Below are 18,355 nucleotides of genomic sequence, written 5' to 3'. Positions count from 1 at the left end.
AATCGTCTCCAGTTACGGTTAAACATATTGACGAGTTAAAACTAAACTTACTGCAATCAGTGATAAATTTATCAATGCTCGAATCAGCCAATGATGCTCACCGTATGAAATAGCAAACTTTTTTGTAACTAAAACAATAATACCCATTAAGGAAAACCATGGTGTAAAAAAGAACGTTAATTGCCACTTAACCAAGGTTATCGCTAAATCGTGCAAGGCTCCGCTCACAGCGAAAGTTAAAATAATGGCTAACCATAGAGGCAACTGTTCGCTTAATGGCTTCATTATGTTGCGCGAAAGATAGTAACCCCAAATTGGGTTCCAATACTGCCAAAATAGATAGAACGACCCCGCACCTAACGAACGTTTCAGCATATTAACCATTGAGCCTGGTTCGCCAAGAGCCACGCCATTACGTTTTTTTACGTACTCTGATAGTGTAATCGCTCTATGCATGCCAACCTTATTTTCCTAATAATTTATTCATTAGTCACTTGATCATGTTATTCGCAACTAAGTGCTTATCATACAAGCTAACACTGCTACTGTATTACTGTAAATTAGTAGTATCTTTATTGAAGGTCAAAATTAACGTATTTGTTAGAAACAGAACACTCACTTATTCAATTCAGTTAGACATTTTGCAGGTCCCCTGAGAGATAGCCAACCAATGAACTCAAATCACAGACACAAAAAAGCCGCGTTTAAACGCGGCTTTCAAACAACTAATAGCTAAACGCAGCGATTAAAGCTGGTCTGCATTATCGCTTAGGTAAGAAGCAACACCTTCTGTAGATGCGTCCATACCCTTGTCGCCTTTTTCCCAACCAGCAGGACAAACATCACCGTGCTCTTCGTGGAACTGCAGTGCGTCGATCATGCGTAGCATCTCGTCAACGTTACGACCTAGCGGAAGATCGTTAACCACTTGGTGACGAACTTGACCTTCTTTGTCGATTAGGAAAGAACCACGGAAAGCAACACCAGCTTCTGGATGCTCTACGTCGTATGCTTTACAGATTTCATGCTTAACGTCAGCAACAAGAGTGTATTGAACTTGGCCAATACCGCCTTTGTCTACTGGAGTGTTACGCCATGCGTTGTGTGTAAACTGAGAATCGATAGAAACACCGATAACTTCAACGCCACGCTTCTTGAACTCGTCCATGCGGTGATCGAATGCGATCAACTCTGAAGGACATACAAATGTAAAGTCTAGTGGGTAGAAGAATACGACGGTTGGCTTACCCTTGATCGCTTCAGAAAGGTTAAAGGTATCTACAATTTCACCATTACCAAGTACCGCAGCTGCAGTAAAATCAGGAGCCGGACGGCCTACTAATACACTCATTTTATTTCTCCATCTATGGATTGCTAAAAACGCTTTTTCGTTTTAAATCTAAAGGCATTATAGGCAGTGTTTGACTTCATACAAGCTATTTGAGAGCAATATCACTTTTTTAAATATTAATTCTGTTAACTGGCCATTATGCAGCCACCAAGTCCACAAAAGCCGTGGTGGTATTCACACTTTCACAGCAATTAGCCCTACACTCAGTTCACAACTCGCATCCAAATCAATATATCACCCTTTGACGCTGGACATCACGCTGGTTAACAGGCAAAAATAGTAGCAACTTTGAATATAAGAAAAAGATAAAGCTTATTATGAACGCAGTCGTTATTGCCGTTTGCCTGATGCTGGGGTTGAGCCTAGCACGAGTGAACGTTGTTATTGCTCTTACCATTAGCGCACTGGTTGCTGGTTTGGTTGGCGGCATGGATCTACAACACACTGTAGATGCTTTTAATACTGGTTTGGGTGGCGGTGCGCAAATTGCACTGAGCTATGCCTTACTGGGTGCCTTTGCCGTTGCCTTGTCCCATTCAGGCTTAACCACCTTGATTTCACGCAAAGTCATTGGTGCCTTAGGCGGAGAGCAATCTAAAGCCAACTACAATCGTGTTCGTTGGATCTTACTATTGTCTATTTTGGCAATGGCTGTTTCATCACAGAACTTGCTACCCATTCATATTGCGTTTATCCCAATCTTGATCCCACCTTTATTGCATGTAATGTCTAAACTATCGCTCGATAGACGATTAGTGGCCTGTGTGCTGACCTTTGGTCTAGTCACCACTTATATGATTTTACCTGTTGGTTTTGGCGGCATTTTCCTCAACGACATTTTGCTTGCTAACCTTAATACCAATGGCCTTGAAGCGGTACGTTCGCAGATCCCTCAGGCGATGTTATTGCCAGCCCTCGGTATGATTTGTGGCTTATTGGTGGCAGTGTTTATCTCATACCGTAAACCTCGAGAGTACAAAGAGGAGCTTATTCTTACTGCTGAACCAGAAGATGAAGGCGTTAACCCTCGCAATATTGCCATTGCCGTTGTCGCGGTAATCGCCACTCTTGCAACTCAACTTTATACTGGTTCGATGATTTTTGGTGCCTTGATTGGTTTTATTATCTTTAGCTTCTCTGGTGCATTAAAGCATGTAGCCGACCAAGATGTGTTTAACCAAGGCGTGCGCATGATGGCCAACATTGGTTTTATCATGATCTCGGCCGCAGGCTTTGCTGCCGTTGTGAAAGAAACCGGTGACGTCAGCACTTTGGTTAGCTCATTAGCTGATATTATTGGTGACAATAAAGCGTTAGCGGCTTTCTTAATGTTATTAGTAGGCTTGTTTATTACCATGGGGATCGGCTCGTCGTTCTCGACTATTCCGATTATCGCCACGATTTACGTGCCACTCGCACTGACCTTTGGTTTCTCAGTTGCTGCAACAATTGCCCTTGTTGGCACAGCAGCAGCACTGGGTGATGCAGGCTCACCTGCTTCTGATTCTACATTAGGACCAACAGCAGGTCTAAATGCCGATGGTCAGCACGACCATATTAGAGACAGCGTTATCCCAACGTTTATTCACTACAACATTCCGTTGCTAGGGTTTGGTTGGATTGCAGCAATGGTGCTCTAGGTTATAGAATGATTTAACAACAAAAAGGAGCCAATCGGCTCCTTTTTTAATGTTTGTATTTTGAGTCAGTTCATTGCCTCAAAATACATAATTGATGGATTATTTAGTACCGAAGATCTTATCACCGGCGTCACCAAGACCCGGTAAGATGTAACCTTGCTCGTTCAAGCAATCATCAATTGAAGCCGTGTATAGCTCAACATCTGGGTGAGCTTTTTCAAGTGCTGCAACACCTTCTGGCGCCGCCACTAATACCAGAGCTTTAATTGAAGTACAGCCACGGTCTTTTAACAGATCGATAGTTGAAATCATTGAACCACCTGTCGCCAACATTGGGTCAACAACGAGTGCCATACGCTCAGGCATGTTGCTAGCCAATTTTTCAAAGTATGGTACTGGCTCAAGAGTTTCTTCGTCGCGGTACATACCGACAACTGAGATACGTGCACTTGGTACATGCTCAAGTACACCGTCCATCATGCCAAGACCTGCACGAAGAATAGGTACCACAGTCACTTTCTTACCTTTGATTTGCTCAACTTCTACAGGACCGTTCCAGCCTTCAATAGTGACTTTCTCAGTTTCGAAGTCTGCTGTTGCCTCATACGTCAGTAGGCTTCCTACTTCTGCCGCTAGCTCACGAAAACGCTTAGTGCTTACGTCACCTTCGCGCATTAATCCAATTTTATGACGGACTAAAGGGTGCTTAACTTCAACGACTTTCATCTTGATCTCCTGATTTTCTAACGCATTTTTCACGGTAAATTTTAACGATTCTAGTAGATTTGTTCGCAGAGGAAAACTTAAAGTTTTAAAAAGGCGTTAAATCGTGAGCCTTGTCGCTAACTTTATTGAAAAACTATGCTTTCGAGGCCAGTCACAAGCTGTTAGAATAGCGCCGCATAAAATCCTATAACGATCTACCCGTACCCGAAGAGGATCTCCGTGAGCACTCCTACTACTCCACTAAGCTATAAAGATGCAGGCGTTGATATTGATGCCGGAAATGCACTAGTTAACAACATCAAGTCCGCAGTTAAACGCACCCGTCGTCCAGAAGTTATGGGCAACCTAGGTGGGTTTGGTGCACTTTGTGAGCTACCAACTAAGTATAAGCATCCAGTACTTGTTTCAGGTACTGATGGCGTTGGCACTAAGCTACGCCTTGCTATTGATTATAAGAAGCACGACAACGTAGGTGTTGACCTTGTTGCTATGTGTTCAAATGATTTAATCGTATCTGGTGCTGAGCCGCTATTCTTCCTCGATTACTATGCGACAGGCAAACTTGATGTTGAAGTTGCCACCGCTGTTGTTAAAGGTATCGCTGAAGGCTGCGTACAGTCAGGTTGTGCATTAATTGGCGGTGAAACAGCTGAAATGCCAGGCATGTACGAAGGTGATGATTATGACCTTGCAGGTTTCTGCGTAGGCGTAGCAGAAAAAGAAGAGATCATCGACGGCACTAAAGTGCAAGAGGGTGATGCACTTATCGCATTAGCTTCTAGTGGCCCTCACTCAAATGGTTTCTCACTTATCCGTAAGGTATTAGAAGTGAGCCAAGCAGATCCTGAGCAAGAGCTTGCTGGCAAGCCGCTTATCGATCACTTGTTAGAACCCACCAAAATCTATGTGAAGTCGCTGCTTAAATTGATTGAAGAGCACGATGTACATGCGATGTCGCACATCACAGGTGGCGGATTCTGGGAGAATATTCCACGAGTATTACCTGAAGACTGCAAAGCCGTGGTTAAAAGTGACTCTTGGCAGTGGCCTGTTGTATTCAACTGGTTAATGGAAAAAGGCAACATTTCTGAATTTGAAATGTACCGTACCTTTAACTGTGGCGTAGGCATGGTAGTTGCGTTGCCTGCAGACAAAGTCGAATCAGCACTTAAGCTATTAAATGCTGAAGGCGAAAAAGCATGGCTAATTGGTGACATTGCTAAGCGTAGCGGTGACGAAGAGCAAGTGGAGATCTTGTAATGTCTCAGAGCTGCCGCGTTTTAGTATTAATTTCAGGTAATGGTAGTAACCTTCAAGCCATCATTGATGGTTGTGATGACAACGTACAAGCAGATGTCATTGGGGTGATAAGCAATAAACCTGACGCCTACGGCCTGGTGCGTGCTCACCAAAACGAAATTGATACCAGCTGCGTCATCGCTCATAAAGGCGAAACAAGAGCTGACTATGACGAAAGACTTTTTAGTGCAATAGAGAAGTACCAACCAGACTTAGTGGTCTTGGCTGGCTTTATGCGCATTTTAAGTGATGATTTCGTCATGCGCTTTGAAGGGAAGATGATTAACATCCACCCTTCTCTCTTACCGAAATATACCGGCTTAAATACTCATCAGCGCGCTATTGATGCTAAAGACAGTGAACACGGTGCCAGTGTGCACTTTGTCACCCCTGAGCTTGATTCAGGCCCAGTGATCTTACAGGCTAAAGTCCCTGTCTATGAAGATGACTCTGTAGAGGTACTTGCGGATCGCGTTCATGAGCAGGAACATGCTATCTATCCACTTGTTGTAAAATGGTTTAGCCAACAACGATTGAAGATGGAAAATGGCGCTGCAGTGTTGGATAACCTAGTTCTTAATAATCATGGTTACGCAGCAGACTGAACCACTTGCTAAGTGGTTTCAGATTAAAAAGGCGCATTAAGCGCCTTTTTTATTTTCGAATCCAAGCCAGATTTAGCAAGCCACTATGAAGAATGTACCTTTAGCGTCTTCATCTAGCACTGGTTGGATATGTCGTTTATAAGTCCAATTTGGAGGATTTATCCTCGATAATCATGAAGTATCGATAACCATGCTTGCCGTCATACCCTGCATTTGCTAATCCCTCCCCGATTACCAAACCACGTCCAATTAACATATCACTCGACTATTCGCTACAAACTTGATCTACATCATATTCCTGAAAGCCAGTAAATATCAATTAAAACCAAAAGCATCACGCATTAACAACAAATGGGTAACACCCTGTATTAGTTTACTAAAATACTTTCCAGTTTGCTCCATCCCCGGCAAAAACACTAAGCGAGATCAAAACGAAAAAACAATTTCTACGGGTAAGCCCTTAGTCCTCCTAGGTATAAATACGGATAAAAAAAATCTTTCTAAAGCCATATGGTTAGCCGCAGACAAACCATAAGTTTGCTGAGGGGCTGTTCTTGGCTCACTCCTCAAAGCAAACAACAACCCTAGATAAAGGCACATTGATGAATAGAATAACTAAAACTGCGTTAGTGGTAGCGACACTTTTCTCGGCATCTTCTTTCGCTGGCTATGAAATCCAACTTGATGAGAGTTCAAAGTTAACTTTCGGCGGCTATTTCAAAGTCGACTTACGTAATGTGAATGGCAACCAAGCCTATCGCGACTATTGGATTGGCACGAGTGCCAGTTCACCAGATACCAATCAAACCAGTCTCCAAGCTAAAGAGTCACGCTTCAACGTAAAATTTACCCATGGCGCAGTGACTGGGTTTCTAGAGTATGATTTCTACGGTGGTGGCGGTAACGCCTTGGTGTCTAACTCCTACACACCACGTATGCGTCATGCTTTTATCTCTTACAAGAACTGGAAAGTGGGTCAGACTTGGTCAACCTTTATGCCGTTAGTTTCTATTGCTGATGCACTCGACTTTGGCGGCGCACATGTTGGTCAGGTATTCATTCGCCAAACCCAAATCCGTTATACTAATGGTGGCTTAGAACTGGCATTAGAAAATCCAGCCAATGCGACTGATGCCAATCAAAGTATCCCCGATGCAGTGGCTCGATACACCTACAAAGGTGATTTTGGCCAAGTGGCGGTTGCCGTATTAGCTCGTACGTTCGATAACAATGGTGTTGCCGGTAATGCCGATGGCACACAGTTTGCCTATAGCTTAAGCGGTAAGGTTTTTACCTTCGGTAAAGATGACTTCCGCTTTGCCTATAATGCGGGCGCTGGCGGTCGTTATATTTCTCCAGGTCACAACCCTGGCGATAAGGTCAATACTGATGGCAGTGGTGATCTACTGACAACCCAAGCCTATACCGTCGCTTATCGCCACTTCTGGAGTGAAGACTGGCGCTCTAGCATATATTACGGCCACGCTGAAGTTGAAGACTTTAACGGTGTGAATGCCGATTCAGATCGTAACCACTACGCTATTAACTTGATTAAGCAGCTCAATAAGCAACTCAGTGTTGGGGTTGAAGTGGGTAACTATGATGCAGACATCTCTGCCACTGACAGTGCCAACTCTGATTACATCCAGCTTTCAGCCAAGTATGTACTTTAACGAAAGCTATCAGTCTGCACGCCAAGCAGTATAACGAGCGGGCATCCGTCTTTTCCAAGTAAAGGTGCTGTAAAAAGCCATTGAGAGGCATAAATGGCTTTGTCGCTTTGAACATACATATTAAGAAAAAACAACGAGTATGCCCTTAACGAGGCAAGCCTATGATGTTTCACCCGAAGCTTAACCCTACTTCGGGTGTTTTTAATGACTACTGCTATATAAAAATATCACTAAAAAGTATTAACGATCCAAACCATGATCGATCGCGTAACGCACCAAACCTGCCGTACTGTCTATCATCAATTTCTGCTTAATATTACGCTTGTGAGTCTCAACCGTTCGCACACTCACATCCATCTCCTGTGCAATACGTTTATTGTTCATCCCAAGCGATATCAATCGCAGCACCAACTGCTCCCGCTGAGTCACTAGGACTTGCTTGCCACTGGCAAGCTCCTGCGACAAAGTATCTATGACATCGGCACTGAAGTAGCGCTTACCAGCGGCGACTTTTTTTATCGCTTCAATCAGTTCTTTACCTGGCACATCTTTGAGAATATAACCATCGGCACCGTAGCGCATGGTCGCCATGATATATTCTTTGTTGTCATGCATACTCAACATCACCACTTTGCATGACATCTCCTGCTCTTTAATTAACTCAAGCAGATACATGCCGTCCATTTGTGGCATATTAATATCCGTCAACACCAGATCAACAGGCATTTTATTTAGAATTTCCAATGCTTGCTGGCCATTGTCAGCTTCGGCCAACACCTCAATATCGCTGTCAAGACTTAAGCGATAACGTAGCCCTTCGCGAAACAAGGGGTGGTCGTCCACCAGAAGTACCCGAATCATGACAGTCCTCCAGTGGCACTATCGGCTCGATAACGTAACTCGCTTTGAGGAATACGGGCCACCAGCGTCACTCCTTTTCCAATTGTTGAATCTACCTTGAGCTCACCATTATAGAATTTCACTCTTTCGTTCATATTCCTTAAGCCTATTCCTTCAAACGGAGTCGATTTTCTCTCAAAACACTCATAGTTAAATCCTTTACCATCATCATGGATCTCCAATGTCAGCCATCTCGGTGTCAGCGCTAGTGATATCAACACATTCTTGGCTTCAGAGTGCCGTTCAATGTTGGTCAGCGACTCTTGTACAATCCGATAAAGTGCGCAGCTAAGCTCAGTCGAGAGAATTTTACGCACTGATAATCGCTGTACTTTGACCTCTATTCCAGTACGCAGGGTAAACTCTCTGCCCAATTCGATTAACGCCGCGCCGAGTCCATAATCCTCGAGAATAGCCGGATGCAACTGATGCGAGATATTACGGATTTCAAGCATAATCTGTCGCGTTAGTGTGATGGATTTATCCAGTTCTTTCGACGAATCATCGCCGTACTCCTGTTTTAATTGTGCCGTTTCCATGGCAAATAGTGCCGCGGCAATGGTTTGACTCACCCCATCGTGCAACTCTCTAGAAACCCTTTTGCACTCCTCCTCCTGAGTTTGGTAAATCCGCTCATTGAGTGTTCTAAGCTTAGCATTTGCGAGACGTTTCTCACCAACACGCATAAAAATACCACCGATAAACACCGCGCTTACCGCTAATATACCTATCGTCAACGTCATAAGCGAAGTGTAACGAATATGACTACTGATAGATGTGCTCAACAATGCTGTTTCTTCATTAATATCATCAATATAAACGCCAGTACCAAACATCCACTGCCACTGCCCCAGCACTTCGGCATAGGCCATTTTTTGGCCTAGTTGACCGTCATTAGAGGGCTGATTGAATAGGTAGGTGAGATAGCCGCCGCCTTTCCTAGCGCCAGAGATGAGCTCTTGAATAAAGTGAACCCCATTATCGTCGGCCAAGTCTAGCCAGTTCTTACCCACACGCCATTCTTGGTCGGGTAACACCAGACTTTTACCATTAAGATCGTAAGCAAAAAAGTAACCATTCTTACCGAAGCGCATCTCAGCCAGCATAGACTTAACTTCTTGCTCAACATCTTGTTTGTTATCGCTGTCATTTTTATGGAGGTGTTGAATAGCCACATTGGCAATAGCCAAATAATTTTTCAGCTCTTCTTTGCGGTGATCAATAATGCTGTGCCGGTATACGTCAACCACTTGCTGGGAGAGCTCTCGATACTGCATTTGAGTCACAAACAACACCAGCATCAAAGATAAAATGAGTGGAAGTACGGTGATAAGCTGTAATTTATGATTAATGTTCATCGCTGATTAATACTCCGCTATATTAGGGATACCCCCTATAAACGGTGGTTATATTAACAGTTACTCAACGCAAAAATCACAGTAAATACCCACGAGTATCAGAGCTAGATCAAAGGAAAGGCAAATAACTTATCTTGAGGAACACGGCGCTAACCACTTAGATAGTGGCCTATGTTTTAGTATATGATTGGATTAATGGCAGAAACATCAAGAAAATACCGCATTATAGTCTCGACTAATGATTACGTTCATTTTAAAGCGTTATTTTAGGATCAGTTGCCAACCTTCTAAATGTAGATTGGTTGGTAGTGTTAACACTGTACGTAATTAATCGTTACAAAGTTGATCCACATCATGTCGCTCACCGCCTTACATTTAAGTGCTGCAAAGCGTTAGCCCCCTTTAGATAGCTTCAACTTAAACTAATGTTATACATAGGTTTATTTCTTTAACTGTAAATAAACCAGCTAATAAGCTGCCAGTCACAACCTCAAAAATCTAACTTTTCTACGTGTAAACCCTTAGACGTATTAGGTGCAAACACCGATAAAAAAAGTCCCTATAAAGCCATACCATTCCCTGTAGATACAAAACACATTTATCCGGCAGCCGACCCAAGGTCACAACGCCAAACAAACATCCGTAACAAACGAGTCAATAAAACCACTATTAACTAGAAATAACTCTAAATAAAAATAAGGTAATAAGAGGCACGCATGAACTTTATTCAACTACTCGCGAGTTTAACGCCGGTGATCAGTGTAATGCTATTTTTAGTATTGCTAAAGATGCCTGCATCACGGGCGATGCCCATTTCTGCAATCTTAACAGGCCTTGCCGCTGTGTTTATCTGGCAGATGGATACCACCTTTTTGGCGGCATCCGTTGTCGAAGGATTGCTTGCTGCACTCACACCTTTAAGCATTATTTTTGGTGCGGTGTTCCTACTTAATACACTGAAATATTCAGGCGCGATGGATACCATTCGTGCAGGTTTTACCAATATCAGTGCCGATGCCCGTGTGCAGGTCATCATTATTTGTTGGTTGTTTGGTTCATTCATTGAAGGCAGTGCAGGATTTGGTACACCAGCAGCCATCGGTGCACCTTTGTTGGTGTTATTGGGTATTCCCCCAATTGCTGCTGCAGTTGTGGCTTTGATTGCTGACTCAGCCTCAGTGTCCTTCGGTGCAATTGGCTTACCCGTGTTATTTGGTATGGAACAGGGCTTAACTTCTGGCGGCGTTAACATGGCTGCGGAGCAGATTGCTCAACATGGTGGTAGTTTTGCTGATTATGCGCAGTTTATCGCTATGCACATGATCACCATCGATCTGGTGACTGGTACCCTCATCCCACTCGTTATGGTGTCCTTATTAACTGGCTTTTTCGGTCGTAACAAGTCTTTTGCCGAAGGCTTTGCCATCTGGAAGTTCGCACTCTTTGCAGGACTTGCATTTACGGTTCCAGCTTGGATCATTAACTTTGTTGCCGGTCCTGAGTTCCCATCAGTTATCGGCGCGCTTGTGGGCATGGCGATTGTCATTCCCGTGGCTAAAAAAGGCATTATGCTGCCTAAAACGCCATGGAACGATTTTGCTGAAAACGACGGTCAAAAAGAAACGAAGCTAGCTTCAACAGCTAAGTTCTCGCAAATTGCTGCATGGACTCCATACATCATCATGGCCGCCTTATTAGTGCTGTCTCGTGTTATTGCGCCACTAAAAGCATGGTTACTGAGCTTTAACATCAAGTGGACTGGCCTACTTGGTACTGAACTGGGTGCAGGTTTCAAGACGCTTTATGCACCAGGTGCCTTTTTCATCGCGGTATGTATATTAGGTTTCTTTCTGTTCAAAATGAACAAGAAAGCCATTAAAGAATCTATCAGTGTATCTTGCAGTTCAATGGTCCCGACCATCATTTCACTGGGCGCGTCAGTACCGATGGTAAAGATTTTCTTAAACTCAGGAACCAACAGTTCTGGACTCGCTTCTATGCCTGTCGCGCTCGCCGATACCTTGGCTAGCAGTATGGGAGCGGTATGGTCTTGGGTAGCTCCTATCGTAGGTATTTTCGGCGCCTTCCTCTCTGGCAGCGCCACATTCTCAAACATGATGTTCTCTGGCTTGCAGTATACCGTCGCCGACAGCATTGGCATGAACCAAGCTATGGTACTGGCTCTACAGGGCATTGGTGCCAATGCCGGTAACATGATGTGTGTGATGAACGTCGTTGCCGCTGCGACCGTTGTGGGTATGGCAGGCAGAGAATCTGAAATTATTCGTAAGACTATGCCGGTAGCCTTGGCCTACGCCATGACCGCGGGCACTATCGCCTTCCTTTGGGGTGGCTTCTAAAAAGTGATGTTCAGTCAATCAGAGCCGCCTATTTCGGCTCTGATTAAGCTTAATAATAACGAACAAAGAGATATGTCCATGTCGATAGATTATAAAGCAGTAGTCAGTGATTTACGTAAACAACTAGGTGAAAAGCCTGTAACAGATGAGTATGTTCGTCGCTTCGCTTGGTCAACCGATGCTAGCTACTTTAGAATTGTTCCCGAAGTGGTTGTTCATGCTGAAAACATGGAACAAGTAAAGCGCACTCTAGACGTTGCCCGTGCATATAATGCCCCAGTGACTTTTCGCGCAGCTGGCACTAGCCTAGCTGGTCAGGCCCTAGGTGAAGGGATTTTGCTTATTCTAGGCCATGATGGTTTTAGAAAGATTGAGGTTAGCGACGATGCAAAGAAAGTCACCCTTGGTTCCGCGGTCATAGGCTCTGATGCCAACGCTGTGCTAGCGCCGCTTAACCGTAAAATAGGTCCAGACCCAGCTACTATTGCCTCGGCTATGATTGGTGGCATTGTGGCTAACAACGCCTCTGGCATGTGTTGCGGCACCGCGCAAAACAGCTACCAAACCATCGCCTCAGCCAAGTTATTGTTCGCCGACGGCACCGAGCTCGACACGGGCTGTAAAAAATCTAAAGTCGCCTTCGCCAAATCTCATGGACAAATGCTTGAGCAAGTGCACGAATTGGCACATAAAACTCGTCACAACTTAGTACTTTCTGAAAAAATTCGTAAGAAATTCTCAATCAAGAACACCACCGGTTATGGCATAAATGCCCTAATCGATTTTTGCGATCCGTTTGATATCATCAATCACTTGATGGTCGGCATGGAAGGTACATTAGCCTTCATCAACGAAGTCACCTACCACACGGTCAACGAAGCAAAATTTAAGGCATCAGCCCTAGCCGTATTTCACAATATGGAAGACGCATCTCGCGCCATTCCGCTAATCAATGGCGAAAGTGTCGCAGCTGCAGAACTCCTCGACTGGCCATCTATTAAAGCGGTTACCGGCAAACCGGGTATGCCAGATTGGCTGTCTGAACTGCCACCGCTATCGGCTATCCTATTGATTGAATCTCGTGCCGATGACGCCGATACCTTAGACTGCTACACCAAAGATGTTATCGCAAAACTTCAAGGGTTTGATTTTCTGCGTCCAATCAGCTTTACCGACGATGCAACCGTATACGGTGAATACTGGGCGATGCGTAAAGGCTTGTTCCCTATTGTTGCGGGTGAACGGCCTAAAGGCACATCAGTTATTATCGAAGATGTAGCGTTCGAGCTTGAACACTTAGCTAGCGCCGCCCATGACATTACCGCGTTAATGCACAAATTTGGCTACCCTGAAGGTTGCATCTATGGCCATGCACTAGCCGGTAACTTCCACTTCATCATCACACCGACCTTTTCTACTCAAGATGATATCGATAACTTCCATGCCTTTATGGACGAAATAGCCGATATGGTGATCAATAAGTACGACGGCTCAATGAAAGCGGAGCATGGCACTGGTCGTGCTGTAGCACCTTATGTTGAGATGGAGTGGGGTCAAGATGCTTATGAGCTAATGAAAAGTATCAAGCAACTGTTTGATCCTCAGGGCATATTAAACCCGGGGGTTATCTTAAACGATGATCCTAAAATCCACGTTAAGAACATCAAACCTTGCCCAGTCGTCGATGACTTTGTCGATAAATGTTTAGAGTGTGGTTTCTGTGAAAAGACTTGCCCAACATCAGCACTAAATCTTACTCCTCGTCAACGTATTGCAACTTTGCGGGAAATTGCTCGTCTGGAGCAAATTGGCGATCACCTTGCGGCCGATAGCATGCGCGCCGCTGCGAAGTACGATGTTATCGACACTTGCGCCGCCTGTCAGCTGTGCACTATTGCCTGTCCTGTCGATAATAAAATGGGCCAGCTTGTGCGTAAATTAAGAACCCCAACCATCAGTAGCGGACAGCAAAAGTTTCTTGATTTTCAGGCCAATAACTTTGGCGCAGTCAATGGCGTGATCAGTGCTGGTTTTGATATGTTAGGTGTGATCCATAAAATCACCGGCAACGGTATCACCGGAACCATGATGAAAGCAGGCCGACTGCTCAGCAGTGAAGTGCCTTATTGGAACCCTTCTTTCCCTAAAGGCGGCAAGCTACCTAAGGTGTCAGCGCCAACTCCGGGGCAGGAAACCGTGGTTTACTTCCCTGCCTGTGGCGGACGTACTTTCGGACCTACACCTGTCGATACCGATAAGCGACCACTGCCTGAAGTTGTAGTCACACTGCTGGAGCGTGCTGGCTATAACGTGATCACTCCACCTAAAACCCGCGATCTATGCTGTGGTCAAATGTGGGAGTCAAAGGGAGACTTTAAAAATGCCGATGCAAAACGTCTCGAACTGATCCAAGCAGTGTCAGCGATGACCCAAGATGGAAAGTTACCCGTTATCGTAGACGCATTGTCATGTACTAAGCGTACGTTAGCCGGTGATCCAACCCTAACTGAAAAAGTAGAGATAGTGGATCTAGTTCAGTTTATGCACGATAAATTAATGCCTAAGCTGACCATTAACAAGAAATCTCACGCGGCGTTGCACCTTGGCTGTAGTGCAAGAACCATGAAGGTTGAACCTATAATGACCGCTATAGCAGATGCTTGTTGCCATCAAGTCATTCGTCCTGCAGGAATCGAATGTTGTGGTTACGCGGGGGAAAAAGGCCTTTATAAGCCAGAGATCAATGCCAGCGCGCTACGCAATATTAAAAAGCTGATCCCAGTTGATGTCAGTGAAGGGTATTACGCAAACCGTATGTGTGAAGTGGGTCTAACTGAACATAGCGGCATCCCATACCGTCATCTCGCTTATCTGCTAGAAGAATGTAGCCGTGGTTAAGCGTCATTAACAATAGCGACAAAAAGGGGCTAATTCAGCCCCTTTTTTATATCTAGGAAAACCAACCGCTAGTAATTAATCGTGTATTCCACAGCTAAACGACGACCATAGCCTGAGAACTGGTTGCGATATGCTTCCCAAACTACCTCTTTATTCATCTGCGATACCAAAGGTTGGTAATCCTCATTAAGTAAGTTATCGATACCAAAAGTGAATAATCCAAAATCTGTATCAAAGGTGCTGACAAGATCAACTAAGGTGTAACCATCATAGGGTGATTCGTAGTAACTATAGCCAGCTTCACTTTCTGGACTATTTTTATCCCTATCGCCAACATAGTTCGCTTGTAAGCGCAGCGCTGCAATATCGTTGAAGCGGTAATCACCATAGATAGAAGCTTTAATCGGGGTAATTCGAGTGCCGTTCATCCAGTAATCAACACCCGTTTCGCTGTTTGTGCGTTGACCTTCTGACATAGATACCGAAGTACCAAGCTTAAATGCAGCGTTAATTTGGTAATCAAGCGTCGCTTCAAATCCCCAAATCTCTTCATCTGCAACCACAACCGCTGCAACACGTTTAGAGATTTCAGCGTCAACGTTGTAATCATAAGCGTAACCGTCGCTAATGTCGGAGTAAAAGAAAGACAAACTCCCCTGCAAACTTTCACCAGCGTAACGCAGCCCCGTTTCATAGTAATTAGTTTGAGTCGCAGGAATCGCATCAGAAAACTCTGCCACACTATCAACAGGCATATCTCTAAGCATGCGCATATCAGCATGGGAGTAGCCTTGGGAGAAGCTAGCAAATACATCCGAACTTTCAGCAATATTGTACACAAGCCCCAAGTTAACTAACGGCTTATCGTATTTAAGCGTATCGCCCTGTTTGTTGCTCAAAACGCCTCTTTGATATCTTTGATAATCAGGGACTTCAATCTCAAAGTTCTCGTAACGTAGACCGAATTGCAGCGTTAGGTCGTCGGTGATCTGATTCCAGTACTGCGCAAACGGGCTTAGCTTAGTTTCAGTTAAATCACAGATAGAACAAACATATTGCGCTTGGGTTTGTGGAGTACCAGCACTATCCATTCCAGTAATAACGTCGCGATCTCTGCCCTGCTCTGTATTGTCTTTTCCATATTCAAACCCATAGGCAATACGACTTCGGTCATTAATACTCCACTGCATAGCGGCCTTAAAACCACTGCGTTTGGAGACAATTTCAGATCCAGACTCATAGCCTACATTCACTTTGCTGTAATAGGTCGACAAGTTAAGTTGCTGGCCTAAAACATCATCATGATCGAAGGTTATTTGCACTGTTGTTAATTCCGTCGACGGATTTGGGCCGTTATAAGGTTTGTCTTTGTCGATGGCCACTAAGCCGTTTTCTTCATTGACGCTACGCCCATAGTGCAGTTTATTCTCAATATTGTAATGATGAGCAAGCATCGCTAAGCGACTGGAGTCAAACTCTTGCTCTAGTTTAAATAGCACATCATATTCATCAGCATCGCCCATGCCTCCCTGGCTATTGGGTGCTCCTGGTAATTGGTTACCGTCTGAATCATAAAGGTTACCGCGATCTTTGGCAGACAAGTTGAGCAACATGCCTAGGTCGGAGTCTGTAGTCCCTGAAAAGCTTTGTGAAATGCTAAACCCCGCATCCGACAACTCATCGGCAAAAGCCTCAACGCCGACTCGTGTTTGCATTTCAAAATCGAGTGTTGGCTTTTTAGTAATAACGTTAATAATGGCTCCTGCTTCACCGTTGCCATACATGGCGCTAGCACCTTTTATCACTTCAATGCTTTCGATAACATCTACCGAAATAGATTGAAGATCGCGCCCGCCGGCACGTAGCGTGGTTGAAATTAGAACGCCATCAATCATCACTATCGCTTTACCACCACGAAAGTTCTGACCGAAGGTCGACATGGTTTCAGTACTGGGTGAAAAGCCAGGAACCAAATTGGAGATCATCTCAGAAAGGTTTCGCGCTACAACACGCTGCAGATCAAGTTCGGCTTTCGACACGATAAAAACCGAATTAGGAGTATCACTTAGTTTTTGTGCAAAGGGGGAAGCTGTCACCAAAATACGCTCCATGCTTCCTACTTCTTTGCTTGCATGTGTATTTTCTTTTGCTTGAGCCGATGCTGCAGTCAACGCACTCAATACCGCCAATCCTAAAATACTTAATTTCACTTGTCTGCCCATATGTAAATGAGAACGACTATTATTTACATATAAATAACAAAATCAATGCGCTTACAGAAAATTTACAAATGTATGACTTACAAAGTAAATCCTAACAACGCATGAAGCAGCATATAAGCAGCACCGCTCTGTACATTAGCCTTCTTCATCGGTCTACACTTTTACAAAGTCTATCTACCCCTTTCCGCCCTGCCATTCATTACTCATTACTCATTACTCATTACTCATTACTCATTACTCATTACTCATTACTCATTACTAAAAGCACTACAAAAGCTTAGTAATCCGCTCGCAATTAATATAGCCACATCGAAACAGGGTCAAAAAGAGGCTACTAGCTTGCCAGTAGGCAGCTGTGTGTTTGCGGCTACGACCACTTTTTAAGCATTGAGAATAAGGCAAATATTATGAAAAAACACTTCGTTACAGCACTCGCGGCATCAGTTATCTCTTTAGCGGCTTCGGCAACTGAGGTTCCAGTAAAAACACACAAAAGTGAGCATGAGAAAGTTGAAGCAACGGAAAAGGCCGATATCGATCCTAGCGACCTCACCGCTGTTAATTCATTTACCAGTGTCAGCTCAGATGACAATGGTAAAGTCAATGCGATGCTAGGTGTGGCGGGTCAATATTCAAAAGGGAATAATTTTCTTGGCTTAATTGAGCATGGCGTAGAAACACGAGCTGAAGGCCAAGGCCAGCAAGATAGTCGACTACGCTATTTTCAAGTATTAGAGACCGGTGCTCAGGCCATTTCGCAAATTGGTTTTTCTATCGATTACATGAAAGGCTGGTCAAAAGATAATGGTTCAAAAGGAAAATCTCCGTCATCAGATATAGTGGCTCTCGGTGTTATTGGAAAAGTCGCCACTCCATGGGATTGTGTATCACTATTCCCAAATGTTGCCTATGTTACGGGTGAAGTAAAACAAGAGATCGATAATAAGTCAGGTATTCAAGCTGATCTTCGAGGTTACCAAGCGAACTTGTTTGGCTCTATTGATTTAGGCAGCGCAGGTTACCTTGTCCTGCAACCACAATTTATGTCACTCGATGTGGAAGCTAAAGCCGATCTTTCTAACGTACCAAAAACGCTCAATGTATTTAAAATGAAAACTGGCTACGGTATCGCTTTTACTCAATCTAAACAATGGTGGGCAGAAATATCTCACACCTATGTTAGAACCTCTGCATCTGCACAATTGAGCAATGGAACTGAACGATTAACCGATAACGACAACAAGTTTGAACTCGCAATCTCTTACTACTTTTAATTTCAATCATACTCCCTGTGCTAGGCTCTAATTTATACAGAGCCTAGTG

Annotated in this window: 13 protein-coding genes; 7 read left to right on the top strand and 6 right to left on the bottom strand. The window is 44.2% G+C overall.

The window, feature by feature from the left end:
* Positions 1–18: 18 nt before the first annotated feature.
* Both L2730_RS15020 and L2730_RS15015 read right to left on the bottom strand, forming a co-directional pair.
* Positions 19–456, bottom strand: a complete 438-nt coding sequence (locus L2730_RS15020) for an acyltransferase (RefSeq protein ID WP_248975338.1) — start codon at positions 454–456, stop codon at positions 19–21.
* A gap of 289 nt (positions 457–745) precedes the next feature.
* A complete protein-coding gene (locus L2730_RS15015) occupies positions 746–1,351 on the bottom strand; it encodes a peroxiredoxin (RefSeq protein ID WP_248975337.1) in 606 nt (201 codons plus the stop codon).
* Positions 1,352–1,668: 317 nt separating this feature from the next.
* On the opposite strand from L2730_RS15015, the gene L2730_RS15010 reads away from it, so the two are divergent.
* Positions 1,669–2,991 carry a Na+/H+ antiporter family protein gene (locus tag L2730_RS15010; protein ID WP_248975336.1) on the top strand — a complete coding sequence of 441 codons (1,323 nt, stop codon included), beginning with the start codon at positions 1,669–1,671 and terminating at the stop codon, positions 2,989–2,991.
* Between the two features lie 99 nt (positions 2,992–3,090).
* On the opposite strand, the gene upp is transcribed toward L2730_RS15010, so the two are convergent.
* Positions 3,091–3,717, bottom strand: coding sequence for a uracil phosphoribosyltransferase (upp, locus tag L2730_RS15005; protein ID WP_020911961.1), 627 nt, complete (start codon positions 3,715–3,717; stop codon positions 3,091–3,093).
* 219 nt (positions 3,718–3,936) lie between these two features.
* Here upp and purM point away from each other — a divergent pair, with 219 nt between their 5' ends.
* The 3 genes from purM to L2730_RS14990 all read left to right on the top strand — a co-directional run bounded on the left by purM (position 3,937) and on the right by L2730_RS14990 (position 7,294).
* Positions 3,937–4,977, top strand: coding sequence for a phosphoribosylformylglycinamidine cyclo-ligase (gene purM, locus L2730_RS15000; protein ID WP_248975335.1), 1,041 nt, complete (start codon positions 3,937–3,939; stop codon positions 4,975–4,977).
* Positions 4,977–5,621 (top strand): phosphoribosylglycinamide formyltransferase, encoded by a 645-nt coding sequence (purN, locus tag L2730_RS14995; protein ID WP_248975334.1) that lies wholly within the window; start codon positions 4,977–4,979, stop codon positions 5,619–5,621. The genes purM and purN overlap by 1 nt, the downstream gene beginning before the upstream one ends.
* A gap of 602 nt (positions 5,622–6,223) precedes the next feature.
* A complete protein-coding gene (locus tag L2730_RS14990) occupies positions 6,224–7,294 on the top strand; it encodes a DcaP family trimeric outer membrane transporter (RefSeq protein WP_248975333.1) in 1,071 nt (356 codons plus the stop codon).
* Between the two features lie 240 nt (positions 7,295–7,534).
* Here L2730_RS14990 and L2730_RS14985 read toward each other — a convergent pair whose 3' ends face one another.
* Positions 7,535–8,155, bottom strand: a complete 621-nt coding sequence (locus L2730_RS14985; protein ID WP_220736228.1) for a response regulator — start codon at positions 8,153–8,155, stop codon at positions 7,535–7,537.
* Positions 8,152–9,552, bottom strand: a complete 1,401-nt coding sequence (locus L2730_RS14980) for a cache domain-containing protein (protein WP_248975332.1) — start codon at positions 9,550–9,552, stop codon at positions 8,152–8,154. Before L2730_RS14980 ends, L2730_RS14985 begins: the two co-directional genes overlap by 4 nt.
* A gap of 716 nt (positions 9,553–10,268) precedes the next feature.
* Here L2730_RS14980 and L2730_RS14975 point away from each other — a divergent pair.
* Positions 10,269–11,912, top strand: a complete 1,644-nt coding sequence (locus tag L2730_RS14975; protein WP_248975331.1) for an L-lactate permease — start codon at positions 10,269–10,271, stop codon at positions 11,910–11,912.
* A gap of 78 nt (positions 11,913–11,990) precedes the next feature.
* Positions 11,991–14,810 (top strand): FAD-binding and (Fe-S)-binding domain-containing protein, encoded by a 2,820-nt coding sequence (locus L2730_RS14970; protein WP_248975330.1) that lies wholly within the window; start codon positions 11,991–11,993, stop codon positions 14,808–14,810.
* Between the two features lie 68 nt (positions 14,811–14,878).
* Here the strand turns inward: L2730_RS14970 and L2730_RS14965 are convergent, their stop codons facing one another.
* A complete protein-coding gene (locus tag L2730_RS14965; RefSeq protein WP_248975329.1) occupies positions 14,879–17,020 on the bottom strand; it encodes a TonB-dependent receptor in 2,142 nt (713 codons plus the stop codon).
* 419 nt (positions 17,021–17,439) lie between these two features.
* Between L2730_RS14965 and L2730_RS14960 the strand changes: the two genes are divergently transcribed.
* Positions 17,440–18,306 (top strand): hypothetical protein, encoded by an 867-nt coding sequence (locus L2730_RS14960; RefSeq protein ID WP_248975328.1) that lies wholly within the window; start codon positions 17,440–17,442, stop codon positions 18,304–18,306.
* The last annotated feature ends 49 nt before the right edge of the window (positions 18,307–18,355 follow it).

Source organism: Shewanella kaireitica (assembly GCF_023284045.1).
Taxonomy (GTDB): Bacteria; Pseudomonadota; Gammaproteobacteria; order Enterobacterales; family Shewanellaceae; genus Shewanella; species Shewanella kaireitica.
This window is presented reverse-complemented; position numbering and strand designations above follow the sequence as displayed.

Excerpts from the sequence above, each read along its gene's own strand:
- L2730_RS14970 (WP_248975330.1), top strand. The coding sequence starts at position 11,991 with ATGTCGATAGATTATAAAGCAGTAGTCAGTGATTTACGTAAACAACTA.
- L2730_RS15010 (WP_248975336.1), top strand. The coding sequence starts at position 1,669 with ATGAACGCAGTCGTTATTGCCGTTTGCCTGATGCTGGGGTTGAGCCTA.
- L2730_RS14990 (WP_248975333.1), top strand. The coding sequence starts at position 6,224 with ATGAATAGAATAACTAAAACTGCGTTAGTGGTAGCGACACTTTTCTCG.
- L2730_RS14960 (WP_248975328.1), top strand. The coding sequence starts at position 17,440 with ATGAAAAAACACTTCGTTACAGCACTCGCGGCATCAGTTATCTCTTTA.
- purN (WP_248975334.1), top strand. The coding sequence starts at position 4,977 with ATGTCTCAGAGCTGCCGCGTTTTAGTATTAATTTCAGGTAATGGTAGT.
- L2730_RS15015 (WP_248975337.1), bottom strand. The coding sequence starts at position 1,351 with ATGAGTGTATTAGTAGGCCGTCCGGCTCCTGATTTTACTGCAGCTGCG.
- L2730_RS14980 (WP_248975332.1), bottom strand. The coding sequence starts at position 9,552 with ATGAACATTAATCATAAATTACAGCTTATCACCGTACTTCCACTCATT.
- L2730_RS15020 (WP_248975338.1), bottom strand. The coding sequence starts at position 456 with ATGCATAGAGCGATTACACTATCAGAGTACGTAAAAAAACGTAATGGC.
- upp (WP_020911961.1), bottom strand. The coding sequence starts at position 3,717 with ATGAAAGTCGTTGAAGTTAAGCACCCTTTAGTCCGTCATAAAATTGGA.
- L2730_RS14975 (WP_248975331.1), top strand. The coding sequence starts at position 10,269 with ATGAACTTTATTCAACTACTCGCGAGTTTAACGCCGGTGATCAGTGTA.
- L2730_RS14985 (WP_220736228.1), bottom strand. The coding sequence starts at position 8,155 with ATGATTCGGGTACTTCTGGTGGACGACCACCCCTTGTTTCGCGAAGGG.